The organism is Lysinibacillus sp. RC79 (assembly GCF_041262405.1).
In the GTDB taxonomy this organism is placed as follows: domain Bacteria; phylum Bacillota; class Bacilli; order Bacillales_A; family Planococcaceae; genus Lysinibacillus.
In genome coordinates, this window is record NZ_JBGCCD010000002.1 from 241,884 (window position 1) to 254,843 (window position 12,960).

Below are 12,960 nucleotides of genomic sequence, written 5' to 3' on the forward strand. Positions count from 1 at the left end.
ATGAGCCGCTTCTCTCCAGGGTCTCATCTATGACTGATCCCCAAGGAGTCGCCCAGTCTCCACTCCAATTACCTAACTTTTAGTGATTAATCCTATCTTTAACAATATTTCCACAATATCATAACAATTAATTCATCTTAGCTTTACAACCTTCCTTTACACTTACTTGTGAATTAACCAAAAGGAGGAAAATTATGAAACACTCAAAAAAATGGAGTTCATTGTTCTTAGCAAGTGCAATTGCTTTATCGTCGATTAGTATCGCTCAACCGCAAGTACAAGCAGCTCAAGTAAAGAAGCCAACAAATGTGATTATGCTCGTGATGGATGGTAGTAGTAATAATGCCGTTACACTTTCCCGTTGGTATAAAGGTGAAGGCTTAGCGATGGATGAAATTTTATCAGGGGCAGTGCGTACATACTCTGCCGATTCAGCCATTACTGATTCTGCTCCTGCCGCTACTGCGTTAGCAACTGGCCATAAATCAAATGATAAATTTGTGGGTGTGCTACCGTCGGTTATTAATTCACCAGGGCTAGAGCAAATTGCCAAAGAAGATGCTTATAGACCTGTAGCTAATGTTTTAGAAGGGGCTAAACAACAGGGCAAGGCAACCGGATTAATTTCTACTTCGGAAATTCAGCATGCTACACCAGCTGGCTTTTCTGCACATGTGAATAATAGAAGCCAGTATGATAACATCGCTGAGCAGCAAGTTTATCAAAACATTGATGTCGTATTAGGTGGCGGCTTAGAGTCTCTGGCACCAGGCACATCTAAAAATGCTCGTAAAGATGGCGAGAATCTAGTGGATGTCCTCAAAGAAAAAAATTATGACATCGTGAAAACTCGTGATGAGCTCCTAAATAGTAAATCGCCAAAAATTTGGGGAAGTTTTGCTCCAGGTGCCCTTGCCTACGATTTAGATCGTTCCAAAACAAAAGCATCTGAGCCAACTCTCGCTGAGATGACAAGTAAAGCTATTGATACGCTGAAAAAGGATGAAGATGGCTTCTTCTTATTTGTAGAAGGCAGTAAAGTGGATTGGGCGGCTCATGCCAATGACACAATTGGTATTATTAGCGATATTTTATCGTTTGATGCTGCAGTCAAAGAAGCTGTTGATTTTGCAAAAGAAGATGGCAATACAATGGTCATTGCTGTTACAGACCATGGCAATAGCGGGATTACGATGGGGAATACCAACACGACAAGTACTTATCCCAACACACCTGTATCTGCCTATATCGATCCACTAAAGAAAGCTAAAATGACAATTGAAGGTGCACTAAGTCAATTAAAAGAAGATAAATCAAATATCGTTGAAGTCGCTGCACTTTATGGATTAGATGATTTATCTGCGGACGAGCTTACAACATTACGATTAGCTAAAGATACGGGAGAAGAAATGGTAAAAATGCTTGCCGACCGTGCCAATATTGGCTATACAACTGGTGGACATACTGGTGAGGATGTATTCTTATACTCGTTCGGACCGTCAAAAATTACAGGTCTTGTAGAAAACACGGATTTAGCACATGCGATGGCAAAGTTTATGGGCTTCGATTTAAATAAGCTGACAGATGATTTATATATCCCAGCAACAAAAGCATTCACAGAAAAAGGCTACACATCTAAAATTGACTTAACTGATAAAGAAAACCCTAAATTTATTGCACAAAAAAATGATGTAACCGTTACAATCCCAATTAATAAGAACATTTTAATATACGAACAAGACAAGACAGCAAAAACGCATACGTTTGACACAATCAATGTCTACAACGGCACTGAATTTTACATTTCCAAAAAAGTTTTAAATGCTCTTAATTAAAATAAAACTTTAATCAGCGGGGATTTTCTTATCCCCACTGATTATTAGTCTTCACCAATCGGGCTTTTACGGGCAGTTAATCTCTCACCTACTTTGGGATTCTATATCGGGATAAAGATAAAGGTGCTATCATAAGTTGGGATGATTAACTTGATGGTGGCGCTTTTCTTTTTGCTCAAAAATGTCTTTGCAATAGTGCAATAGTCCTCAAAAGATTACCGATTTCATCATCTGCTTAATACAGCTTCCATTTTGTTTATCCCGCTCTTTGCATCTCATCATAGTTTATACCCATATTTTCCATCGAATTTACTTTGATTTTACTTTCATTTATTATGCTTAATGTAACTAATAAAAAATGGTTACATTAAGCATAAATTGATTGCGAATGTCCTATTACGAGATTTAAGGATTTTTTAAGTACACATGAAACGGAAAAACAGCGATAATAAAGATGATCATAAGTTTAGTAAAATTCAAGTTGAGGTGAAATAATATCATTTTCTTACCTTTATATTAGTCATATTTTCCAAAACCTTAATTTTACCTTAAATTAATCTTATGATTTTATGAATATATAGGGTTTGAGCAACATTTTTCTCTACAATCCGTCAAAACAGTGTTAAAAATTAAATTAAAGCAAAAAAATTTATTTGAAAAAACTTGAAAATATGTCTATTTATTTAGTATATTTACAAGGTTATAATCTTTTTTCATTTTTAATTGGAGGTGGACCTATGCAATCCATTAAAAATAATGAGCTTTTACGTTTTATAGGCTTTACGTTATTTTATTTCATCATTTTGGTGCTCTTGTTTCTTATCCATGGCTTCCATGATATGAACGCAGGACCATTTATATATACGGAATTTTAAGAAAAGGAGATATAAACTATGTTAAGTATTTTAGAGGCTATTCAAAAAGTGGCACAACAGCATCCAGATCGAACTGCATATCAAACCAATAGTGATTCCTTAACTTATGGTGAGCTTTGGCATCTTTCTGATTGTGTAGCACAATATTTAATGGCTCTTGATTTAAAAAGACAACAACCTATCGTCGTCTACGGACATATGTCACCTTTACAAATCGTTGCTTTTTTAGGAGCTGTAAAGGCAGGTCATCCGTATGTACCGGTTGACTCTTCTACACCGTCTGAAAGGTTACAGATTATTATAGAAGCTTCTCAGGCTTGTTTGCTACTTAAGACTGAAACATTAAGCTCTAACCAAGCAGTCCCTGTAGTGGAAGTAAGTGATTTAGTGGCTCAAACTACTAGCACTTCAACAGAGCTTTCAACTTGGGTTAAGGATCAAGAAATTCATTATATTATTTACACATCTGGTTCTACTGGTAAGCCAAAAGGTGTTCAAATTACAGCTGATAATTTAGCACATTTTGTTGCTTGGATGCATGAACATTTCCCTCTACAGGAGTCTGGTGTGTTTCTAAATCAAGCGCCTTATTCCTTTGATTTATCTGTGATGGATTTATATCCTGCACTAGTTAGTGGGCAAACACTTTACGCTATTACGCAAGAGCAAATTGCTAATCCAAAAGCGTTATTTGAGTCATTAGCTTCATCTGGTATTCGCGTTTGGACTTCTACACCTTCCTTTGCGAAGATGTGTTTAATGAACAAGGAATGGGATCAGGCGATAATGCCTTCTTTAAATACGTTTTTATTCTGCGGAGAGGTTTTACCAATATCCGTATCTAAAGAATTAATGCAGCGCTTCCCACAAGCATCTATCTTTAATTTATACGGTCCTACTGAAACAACCGTTGCCGTATCTTATGTAGAAGTAACAAAGGAGCTTTTGGAGCAATTTGACCAATTACCAATCGCTCCTCTATCTGAGCCTAATCTATCCTTGCAAGAAGATGGCGAGATTATTATTTCTGGACCGACTGTAAGTGCAGGTTATCTTGGGGCACCTGATTTAACACTTAAAGCGTTTCCTACAATAGGGGATCAACGTATTTATAAAACTGGGGACGTTGGTTATGAAAAAGATGGCTATCTGTTCTTTTCTGGACGAAAAGATTTTCAGGTGAAACTACACGGTTATCGTTTAGAAATCGAGGAAATTGAAAAACAAATTGGCAATCTCCCACCTGTTGCTAGCTGTGTTGTTATACCTATTTCAAAAGATGATGAAATTGTTTCACTAAGTGCGTTTGTTGTTCTACGAGAACCATTGACAGACTCTGCCTTCAAAATGACGAAGCAGCTTAAAGTATTGTTAGCGGAGTATTTACCATCTTATATGATTCCGAAAACGTTCAAATACATTGACACTTTACCTTTAAATACTAACGGTAAAGTTGATCGTAAAGGATTGGCGGTTATGGAAACAGTATGACGGCTTATGGAAATATATTTTTTTTCATCATCATTGGTATTTTATTATTGCCAACCATTATTTTAGGACTACGTGGGAAATCAGCTAAACGCTATAATATCTTTATTTCGATTGTCGTGTTAGCTCTTATTTTTGGTAACTCCCCGCATGGCTCAATTTCTCTTATACTATTTACAGTATTTCAGTTATTATTAATTGTCGTTTACCAAAAATATCGCTTACAGAAAAATAGCACGTCCATATTCGTAATTGCTGTACTACTGTCTATTTTGCCACTTGTACTTGTGAAGGTTCTGCCTATGCTTGGCCTTAATAATTTATTTGGATTTTTAGGGGTATCCTATATTACCTTTAAATCGGTACAAATGATTTTAGAAACACGTGATGGCTTAATTAAGGATAAAATTTCAGTAGTTGAGCTTGCTTATTTCTTACTGTTCTTCCCAACAATAACTTCGGGACCTATTGATCGTTGGCGACGCTTTTATAAAGATTTGCACACAGTGCCATCTAGTCAAGTCTATCAAAAACTACTGTTAAGTGGGATCAATTGTATATTTGTAGGCTTTTTATATAAATTTATTTTGGCTTATTTAATATACAATTACACACTTATTTATTTACCAGATCAAACTTATAACTATTTGACACCTTTTCAAGGGCAAATAGCGTATATGTATATGTATAGTTTTTATCTATTTTTCGATTTTGCAGGTTATAGTGCTTTTGCAGTTGGTGTCAGTCGCATTATGGGTGTTCAAACGCCAATTAACTTTAACCGTCCATTCTCGAGTCGCAATATTAAAGACTTCTGGAACCGTTGGCATATGAGTCTTTCATTCTGGTTCAGGGATTATGTTTATATGCGCTTCGTACTTTGGATGACTAAGAAAAAATGGATTAAAAACAAATATACAGTTTCTTATCTTGGCTTCTTTCTACTGTTCTTTTTAATGGGTATTTGGCACGGATTAGAATTGCACTATATTGTCTACGGTCTCTACCATGCCTTGTTAATTATCTGCTTCGATAAGTTTGAACGTTGGAATAAGAAGCGCAAGATTTGGCCGAAAAATAAATGGACTCATGCAATCGGCGTATTTATTACGTTTAATGCCATTTGCTTTGGTTTCTATATTTTTTCAGGAACATTATTTTAATTAATGGCTCTGTTCATATTTTATGAATAACACAGCCTAAACAATAAAGGAGATTTATAATATGAATAAACAACAAGTTTTTGAAATGCTAGTAGAGTTATGTGAGGACGATATCATTTTAGAAAATCCAGATATCGATTTATTTGAAGAAGGACTTCTTGATTCATTCGGTACAATTAATTTATTAGTGGAAATTGAAAACCGCTTTAATATCTCAGTGCCAATTACTGATTTCAACCGTGAGGAATGGAACACGCCAAATCGTATTGCAGCGGAATTAGCTGAAAGACAATGATTAAGAAAGGCTTTCTATCATTATTAATTGCTTTTGCTCTTTTTGCTGCCTTGATATTCTTCCCTAATTCCTGGATAAAAGCTTGGATTTCAGATGAAGATGTAGAGCAGGCAAAGACTAGTATGTCTCCGTTAGTGTTCCAAGGGATGTATTTCCAGGAGCGGATGTTGCAGGAGCCTACTACAATGCCTTTATACGGCTCCTCAGAATTAAATCGTTTTGATCCTTTCCACCCATATAATTATGCTCGAGCTACAAATGCTCCGTATACGACATTTATGGTCGGCCGTGGTGGAATGCAGTCTATTACACACTTTTTAAATTTTGCCGCACAGGAAAAGAATTTAAAGGATAAAAAAATTGTCTTCATCATTTCTCCTCAATGGTTTACGAAAAAGGGAATGAATGAATTACATTTTTCTCCTAACTATTCGATGTTGCATGCTTATGATTTAGCATACAATAAGGACATTGACGAAGATCTTCGAAATCGAGGAATGAAACGCCTTCTTGAATTCGATACTGTCAATCGCGATGAGCTGCTAAAAACAATTTATGAATATAAATTATCTGGTGGTAAGGAAAAACCAATCCTTGGACGACTTGCATTGATGGCAGGCCATGTCCAAAAGGCACTTTTAGAGAAAAAAGATTTGTATTACTCGCTCTTCCCTCGAGAGTCGCATAAATTAAAAAACAATGACAAACTAGTTGCGGACCAAACATTTGAGCAACAACTGAAAAATGCCGAGGAATACGGCGAGAAACGTGTTTCCAATGATTTAATGATTGAAAATAAATTTTATAAACGTCTTGTAAATGCTAATATTAAAAAGTTTGAAGGAATGCGCAAAAACGAAGATTATACGACTTCCCCTGAATATGAGGATTTACAGCTTGTAATTGATATTTTAAAAGATGCTGGTGCAAAACCACTATTTGTTTCTATTCCAGTAAATGGTCATTGGTATGACTACACTGAATATCCTGAGGATCGTCGTCAAAAATATTACGATAAAATGGATCAGATATTAACTAAAGCTGATGTTCCATATGTTGATTTCTCAGGCCATGACTATGATCCTTATTTCATTATGGATACGATTCATATTGCATGGAAGGGCTGGGTCTATCTAGATCAAGAGCTAGACAAATATTGGGCACAGAAATAAAGTATAGTGTTCTAGTTTTATGAACGGAGAGACAGTCTAAAGTGTTAATCACTGAAGACTGTCTCTTTTTTTATGTAGATTATCTTCGAGGGTAAATACAATGTTTAGTGCACATGCCAATGAAATAAAGGTGTCATATATTAATTAAAGTATGTCTCTTCAGCAAAATGAAGGGTTGATTTCCGTTCCGACTGGGCGCTTCCGATGAGCCGCTTCGCTCCAAGGGTCTCAGGCCAACACGATGTTGGTCACGAAGGCGTTATCACAGGACGTGATGGTTTTAGCCTTCGTTCCTCTATTGCTAATCCCCAAGGAATCGCCCAGTCTCCACTCCAATCAACCATCTCTCTTAGCGTGTAAACTCTGGCAGGTCATTCTAATTTTAAGTGATAAAAGAAACTGCAATAAGATGCGTTTTTGTGCGAAAGCGTTGCGGCAGCAATAACATAAGCGGAGGATGTGTTTGACGCTCTTTCACATGAAAACGAGCAGCCTGGAACGGAAATCAACTACACGTTATGGGATGAATCCTTAATTCTCCATCCCTCAATTCTTTTTTAATATTCCTAAGTATTCACTCCACGGTCCAACATCTGTTGTATATCGATTTGCCATTACTCGAACAATTTGAGAAATATGCGTTAAATCATGAACAACCCATGTAGAAAGTAATTCCCTTACTTTTACTACACCAAAATCAGGATGGTACCCTTTCGATTCTAGATGCAAATCAGGAATAAGAAGTGTCTGAAGTTTGCTTATATTTAAAGCTCTAATCTTTTTAAATTCCAATAATGCTTGTTTAATAGAACTTTCATTCTCTTTGTGTAATTGAGCGTATCTATCAAATGGAGGCAATGCCTTTCCTTCACCTTCTTTAAGAATAAATTCTAGTCGTGGCATCCAATTATTCTTCTCTCCTTCAATCAGATGGTCAATCACTTCATGAGCATTCCATGTTCCTTCCCCTTCGTTGCATTGTAGCCACTCATCTGATAATCCGGTCAAAAAATGCTCCAATGTTTGCGGTGTACGCTCCAGAATTTCAATAGCTTCCTTCATATTAAAATTCATGCTACTGCCCCTTCTTCGTTACAAATGAACTCGAAGCCCCTCTTGTTTGAAGGTTATTTCAAGACCTTCTTAATCCGTTATTCATATATCATAACCCAATATTTTTCCTTTTCTCCTTCTTCATTTACCTTCTTCCAACCATTCTTCTCATAAAATTTCAACGCTTTATGATTTTCGGATACACATTTTAATCTTAACGGTTTGTTCATTTTTTTAATGGAGGCATTTAGCAAGTGACCCCCTACACCTTTACCTAAGAAATTTGGATGAATAAATAAATTATGAATGAAGTTATCTGGCAAGTATAATGAAACAAATCCAAGTAAATGATTATCCTCTTCCGCTACAATTACATGCTCTCCTATTGTATCTTTATCAAAATCGTCTAAAGTCATTTCTTCTAAAGCCGCCCAATGGAAATTTTTACGCCGTGATTCCAGATAGATTATTCTTAATTCTGGGTAATCTAATTCATTCGCTTCTCTAATATTCACATGCTCACCTTTGCTTTCATCATAATTTTAAGTGATTATTAAATGAAAAAAGTCTAAGTTCTTCAGAATCATTGGAAAACTGGACTAATCTCTCAAACTTCAAACCTACTTTTTCGAGTAGCTTGGCTGAGGCTTCATTATTTTGAGTTGTGATAGCTACAATACGATTTAATCCTAGTATATCTATACCATATGCCAATGTTGCTGAGGCTGCTTCATAGGCGTATCCTTTTCCCCAATACTTAGGCAGAAAAGCGAAACCAATATCCACATCTTCTAGCGACTCTCTTTTAACTAAACCGCAAATTCCAATGGGGATTTGATCTTCTTTTCTTTCAACTAAATAAAGACAAAAGCCAAACTGCTCATACATGCGAATTGGTCCATTTACTATATATTCACATGCCTCCTCCACTGTTCTCACACCGCGATCACCAATGAACTGCAACCATGAAGGATCATTCACTAACTCAAGGATAAAATATACATCATCTGTTGTTTGTAAGCGAAGGGTAAGTCGTTCTGTTTCAAGAATTTTCATAGTAATTCTCCTCTTCTTTCAGTAATGTATTTTCTAAGTCTTATTCCTTTTCCAGATTGACTGAAGGTTAAATGCCGATGCTTTTATAAGAATTTACTACTCTCCCATTCAGACGCTAGAATTTAAGATTAGAAAATTTTTATAATAATTTTAACCTAAAATGTTTAATTTTACTCGGAATTAACATTTTTCTCTTTTATACGAAAAGAAATGACAAAGCTTACGATAACGAAAACTAATTGAAGAGATAATGCCAAAAGGATTCCAATTAATAATCCCCATTGTAGAGTCTCACTAATAGCTATAAAAGCACCACCTAATCCAATACTTAAACCAGGGCTAAATGCATCAGTAAATTGTATGCTTGCAGATACCTCTCCTTCTTCACCTGCATTCGCATGTTGTAATGCTATGGCACCTGTAGTCGGATTGGCCAAGCCGATACCAAAACCAGTGAGTATTTGTGAAATAATCGCGAACAAAATTCCCCCCTTAGGTAGACTTACAGCAAAAATAACTGCTGTAACCCCAACAATCATAAAACAAATACCAATCGTTACCCTTTTCCTTCTTCCGCTTCCTTGATCTTTGCTATCTAATCTAGATTGGAGCCATGCAGCTGTTGACCAACTTAATGCACCAGCAGCAACTATTAATCCCGCAAAGTCGGCAGATAACTGCTTCACTTCTGTCAAAGCCAGGACAACATAGCTTTCAGTGGCGAAAAAACAAGCAACATATAACCCCCTCGAAGCAAGAGTAGCAGGTAATCCTCTCTTTGCACTAAACGTTCCTTTTGGTAGTAGTTTTCGTAATGGTTGAATCATAATAAGTATCCCTGTTAAAGAAAGTATTACTCCCTTCCAATCAGTTATAGTGCCTAGTCCGGCTAGCAGTATTCCCGTGCCAATAGCCAGCAATACCGCATACATCTCCTTGCCGCCGCTTTTTGAGGCTCCTTCTTCTCTTACCGAAAACTTTCGAAAAGCAGGAAGGGTTAAGACTACAGCCAGGCCAATTAACGGAACCACCAACCAAAAAACAAATCTCCAAGATATAAATTCAGATAATAGTCCTGCGATATAAGGGCCAATTAACGCAGGTAAAATATATGCGCTCGAAAACATAGCAAGTATTTTTGTCCTTAGATGATCGGGGTAGCCTAAAGTAATACTGTAATATACACAAGTAATAATTGCTCCAGCACCGAATCCTTGAAATACCCTTCCGGCAATAAGCATAACCATGTTCACAGACGTAGCCGCAATAACAATTCCAAGTACGAATAAAAGATTTGAGACTATAAACGATGTAAACACGCCATTTTTGTTAATACGTTGACCAATTACCATAGTTCCGACGATTTGAGCCAAAAGAAACGCACTGAATATCCAGCCGTATAAATGAAGTCCATTTAATTTTTGCGCTAAACTAGGCGCAATGGTAGTAATAGCCAATCCTTCAAAAGCAACTGTAGTAACAGCAAGAATAATTCCAATTGTTAATGCTCTATATTTACCCTCAAAAATCCCTTCGTTTTTTTTAGGTTTTTCCATACTATTTCCCCCGTTCTCTTGTCATGACAGTAATTGTCGTAGCAACTATATGATATGTGTTAAAATAATTGTTTTATTCACAATAGTAGTAGCAAGTTTATGCTTTAAACTTTGCTATTCTCCTTTCCCTTTAGAAAATGTTGATTCTATCGTTTTATAATAGTCTTGATTATAGTTGCTACGACAATTATAATGATGATTATATCCACTGTCAACGGAAGCATTTCCACTTAATTCTGGGCTCTGTATTTACTGGTCTTTGAACGCGATGCGACAACCATTCAAAGGTTTTGCAACGAATTATTTACCATAAGTTGCTTATATCCAACAAACGAAGCAAATGCAGTTATTCCGTTAAATTATAGGTTCATCACCAAAAGTTAGGAGAACATTTATTAAAAATACATGAAAAGTAACAGTATCTTTGTATAATAAAAAGTAACCGCCTTTTATGAAAAGCAGTTACTTTTGTATTAATAAGAATTTTTTACATACAAGCTGTAACTATAAATCCTTTATATTATTATACATCACAGTGAGAATCCTTCTAAATGTTTCTACCTCTTCTTCAGATAAACCTTTGATTGTATTCTTATATGCTTCCATGGATGGTGCAAGTATTTCATCTTTAATGTCACTGCCCTTTGGAGTTAAATACACACGTAAAGACCTTCTATCTGTCTCATGGACCACTCGATAAATAAATCCCTTTTTCTCCAGCTTAAACAGCATCCGTGCAATGTTTGTCTGATCCTTATGCAGCCTTTCAGCTATCTCTTTTTGAGTAATTCCTTCTTTTTCCCATAGAATAACAAGTATTTCCCACTGTTCTACTGTAATATCAAACGGATTAACCACTTTTTGATAATAATTATTCAGTTTAAGTGCTGCTCGTTGCACATTTACACCAATATATTTTTCTAATTCCAATGTTATTCTCCTATATAATAGTTATGATTATAGTTGTTACGACTATTATAGTCACGTTATTTTCTAGTGTCAACGTTCACAATGCCACTCCTGAGCTGTTTTCGGGGTATAACCGATCACTTTTTCAACCTACCCGATCACTTTGCCAAAAACCGCCCCTTCAACCGACCACCAACAAAAAAATCGCCTCAAAAGTATTTGCATACCTTTGAGGCGATATTACTGAAGCTACTTAGTAATAGCTTATTTTAAATTATAGAATGAATTTAAACCAAGATACTCAGCTGTTGCACCAAGTTGATCTTCAATGCGAAGAAGTTGGTTGTATTTAGCTACACGGTCTGTACGTGATGGAGCACCTGTTTTAATTTGACCAGCGTTTGTAGCAACTGCGATATCAGCAATTGTTGCATCTTCAGATTCACCAGAACGGTGTGAGATAACTGCTGTGTAACCAGCGCGTTTTGCCATTTCGATCGCTTCAAATGTTTCTGTTAACGTACCGATTTGGTTTACTTTGATAAGGATTGCATTACCAACACCTTGCTCAATACCAGCCGCTAATTTTTTCGTATTTGTTACGAATAAATCGTCGCCTACTAATTGTACGCGAGCGCCAATGCGATCTGTTAATAATTTGTGTCCAGCCCAGTCGTTTTCGTCTAAGCCATCTTCGATTGAGATGATTGGGTATTTATTTATTAGCTCTTCGTACCAGTCAACCATTTCTTCAGAAGTTTTGACAACACCTTCACCGTCTAAGTGATATTTGCCATCTTCTTTATTGAATAGTTCAGATGAAGCAACGTCCATTGCAAGTTTTACTTCTTCTCCTGGTTTATAGCCAGCTTTTTCGATTGCTTCTAAAATTACAGTAATGGCTTCTTCGTTAGAACCAAGGTTTGGTGCGAAACCACCTTCGTCACCTACAGCTGTATTATAGCCTTTAGCTTTAAGTACTGCTTTTAAGTTGTGGAAGATTTCAGCACCCATACGTAATGCATGACGGAATGATTCTGCTCCTACAGGCATTACCATGAATTCTTGAATGTCTACGTTGTTGTCAGCGTGAGCGCCACCATTTATGATGTTCATCATTGGTACTGGTAGTTGTTTAGAATTAAATCCACCAAGATATTGATAAAGAGGTACATCTAAGTAATCTGCCGCAGCATGTGCAACTGCCATTGATACACCTAGAATGGCGTTGGCACCCAGTTTACCTTTGTTTTCTGTGCCATCAAGCTCGATTAAAGCTTTGTCGATGACTACTTGATCAAGAACTGAGTAGTTACCTTCTAGCTCTTGAGCAATAATTGTGTTTACATTTTCAACTGCTTTTAATACACCTTTGCCTAGGTAACGAGATTTGTCACCGTCGCGTAATTCTACTGCCTCATATTCACCTGTAGATGCACCTGATGGTACGATTGAGCGTCCAAAAGCGCCTGATTCTGTAAATACTTCAACTTCTACCGTTGGATTCCCACGTGAGTCTAAAACTTCGCGCGCATAAATTTGTGTAATAAATGGCATA

At 36.5% G+C, this 12,960-nt stretch carries 12 protein-coding genes; 6 read left to right on the forward strand and 6 right to left on the reverse strand.

Annotation, left to right across the window (positions count from 1 at the left end; genetic code table 11):
• The first annotated feature begins 194 nt into the window (after positions 1-194).
• The 6 genes from ABH968_RS03575 (at position 195) to dltD (ending at position 6,828) form a co-directional block, all read left to right on the forward strand.
• A complete protein-coding gene (locus tag ABH968_RS03575; protein ID WP_370042599.1) occupies positions 195-1,835 on the forward strand; it encodes an alkaline phosphatase in 1,641 nt (546 codons plus the stop codon).
• Positions 1,836-2,572: 737 nt separating this feature from the next.
• Positions 2,573-2,710: a teichoic acid D-Ala incorporation-associated protein DltX gene (locus ABH968_RS03580; RefSeq protein WP_370042601.1), complete on the forward strand. Its 138-nt coding sequence runs from the start codon at positions 2,573-2,575 to the stop codon at positions 2,708-2,710.
• 18 nt (positions 2,711-2,728) lie between these two features.
• Positions 2,729-4,201: a D-alanine--poly(phosphoribitol) ligase subunit DltA gene (gene dltA, locus ABH968_RS03585; RefSeq protein WP_370042603.1), complete on the forward strand. Its 1,473-nt coding sequence runs from the start codon at positions 2,729-2,731 to the stop codon at positions 4,199-4,201.
• Complete coding sequence (gene dltB, locus ABH968_RS03590; protein WP_370042604.1) at positions 4,198-5,361, forward strand: D-alanyl-lipoteichoic acid biosynthesis protein DltB; 1,164 nt, start codon at positions 4,198-4,200, stop codon at positions 5,359-5,361. The genes dltA and dltB overlap by 4 nt, the downstream gene beginning before the upstream one ends.
• Positions 5,362-5,422: 61 nt before the next feature.
• Positions 5,423-5,656 carry a D-alanine--poly(phosphoribitol) ligase subunit 2 gene (gene dltC, locus ABH968_RS03595; RefSeq protein WP_370042606.1) on the forward strand — a complete coding sequence of 78 codons (234 nt, stop codon included), beginning with the start codon at positions 5,423-5,425 and terminating at the stop codon, positions 5,654-5,656.
• Entirely contained in the window at positions 5,653-6,828 is a 1,176-nt protein-coding gene (gene dltD / locus ABH968_RS03600) for a D-alanyl-lipoteichoic acid biosynthesis protein DltD (RefSeq protein WP_370042608.1), read from the forward strand. The genes dltC and dltD overlap by 4 nt, the downstream gene beginning before the upstream one ends.
• 546 nt (positions 6,829-7,374) lie before the next feature.
• On the opposite strand, the gene ABH968_RS03605 is transcribed toward dltD, so the two are convergent.
• The 6 genes from ABH968_RS03605 to eno all read right to left on the reverse strand — a co-directional run bounded on the left by ABH968_RS03605 (position 7,375) and on the right by eno (position 12,959).
• Positions 7,375-7,902 (reverse strand): DinB family protein, encoded by a 528-nt coding sequence (locus ABH968_RS03605; protein ID WP_370042610.1) that lies wholly within the window; start codon positions 7,900-7,902, stop codon positions 7,375-7,377.
• A gap of 77 nt (positions 7,903-7,979) precedes the next feature.
• On the reverse strand, positions 7,980-8,396 hold the full coding sequence (locus ABH968_RS03610; protein ID WP_370042612.1) for a GNAT family N-acetyltransferase: 417 nt from the start codon (positions 8,394-8,396) through the stop codon (positions 7,980-7,982).
• Positions 8,397-8,415: 19 nt separating this feature from the next.
• The gene (locus ABH968_RS03615) at positions 8,416-8,937 is read right to left on the reverse strand and encodes a GNAT family N-acetyltransferase (protein WP_370042614.1); all 522 of its coding nucleotides are present in this window, start codon (positions 8,935-8,937) and stop codon (positions 8,416-8,418) included.
• Between the two features lie 170 nt (positions 8,938-9,107).
• Positions 9,108-10,493, reverse strand: coding sequence for an MFS transporter (locus tag ABH968_RS03620; protein WP_370042616.1), 1,386 nt, complete (start codon positions 10,491-10,493; stop codon positions 9,108-9,110).
• A 504-nt stretch (positions 10,494-10,997) separates the two neighbouring features.
• The gene (locus ABH968_RS03625) at positions 10,998-11,423 is read right to left on the reverse strand and encodes a MarR family winged helix-turn-helix transcriptional regulator (RefSeq protein WP_370042618.1); all 426 of its coding nucleotides are present in this window, start codon (positions 11,421-11,423) and stop codon (positions 10,998-11,000) included.
• A 243-nt stretch (positions 11,424-11,666) separates the two neighbouring features.
• Positions 11,667-12,959: a phosphopyruvate hydratase gene (gene eno, locus ABH968_RS03630; protein ID WP_370042620.1), complete on the reverse strand. Its 1,293-nt coding sequence runs from the start codon at positions 12,957-12,959 to the stop codon at positions 11,667-11,669.
• Position 12,960 lies beyond the last annotated feature (1 nt).

Bases quoted from the DNA above. Each gene is read 5' to 3' on its own strand.
- dltD (WP_370042608.1), top strand. From the start codon at position 5,653: ATGATTAAGAAAGGCTTTCTATCATTATTAATTGCTTTTGCTCTTTTT.
- dltC (WP_370042606.1), top strand. From the start codon at position 5,423: ATGAATAAACAACAAGTTTTTGAAATGCTAGTAGAGTTATGTGAGGAC.
- dltB (WP_370042604.1), top strand. From the start codon at position 4,198: ATGACGGCTTATGGAAATATATTTTTTTTCATCATCATTGGTATTTTA.
- ABH968_RS03580 (WP_370042601.1), top strand. From the start codon at position 2,573: ATGCAATCCATTAAAAATAATGAGCTTTTACGTTTTATAGGCTTTACG.
- ABH968_RS03620 (WP_370042616.1), bottom strand. From the start codon at position 10,493: ATGGAAAAACCTAAAAAAAACGAAGGGATTTTTGAGGGTAAATATAGA.
- ABH968_RS03615 (WP_370042614.1), bottom strand. From the start codon at position 8,937: ATGAAAATTCTTGAAACAGAACGACTTACCCTTCGCTTACAAACAACA.
- ABH968_RS03575 (WP_370042599.1), top strand. From the start codon at position 195: ATGAAACACTCAAAAAAATGGAGTTCATTGTTCTTAGCAAGTGCAATT.
- dltA (WP_370042603.1), top strand. From the start codon at position 2,729: ATGTTAAGTATTTTAGAGGCTATTCAAAAAGTGGCACAACAGCATCCA.
- ABH968_RS03605 (WP_370042610.1), bottom strand. From the start codon at position 7,902: ATGAATTTTAATATGAAGGAAGCTATTGAAATTCTGGAGCGTACACCG.
- eno (WP_370042620.1), bottom strand. From the start codon at position 12,959: ATGCCATTTATTACACAAATTTATGCGCGCGAAGTTTTAGACTCACGT.